This is a genomic window from Citrobacter sp. TBCS-14 (genome assembly GCF_005280805.1).
GTDB lineage: Bacteria > Pseudomonadota > Gammaproteobacteria > Enterobacterales > Enterobacteriaceae > Citrobacter > Citrobacter gillenii.
In genome coordinates, this window is sequence record NZ_SZWM01000609.1 from 1 (window position 1) to 243 (window position 243).

Genomic DNA, 243 nt, shown 5'->3' on the forward strand with positions numbered 1-243 from the left:
CTTTTGTCGTGAACCTTTATTAACTGATTCTGTTATATCTTCGCCATAAGTATGAACTTCATCAAATATATTAAGCGAACTATTACCACCTTGCGCCCTTAAAGTATCATTTGTTTGCTTTTTGAAAGTGGTTTTAAAAGAAGTAAATTCTAGTCCTTGTTTTGTACTCTTGAAAATCTTGTTTTCGTTGTACACTCTTAAAGTATCACTTGCTTCTGTTTGGTTTCGTACTTGGTCAAATAC

The 243-nt window shown here is 32.5% G+C and carries 1 protein-coding gene; it reads right to left on the reverse strand.

The window, feature by feature from the left end; genetic code table 11:
- Positions 1-243, reverse strand: a 243-nt coding sequence (locus FDX22_RS30570; RefSeq protein ID WP_222592540.1) for a terminase large subunit domain-containing protein, incomplete at both ends; no start/stop codon positions are given.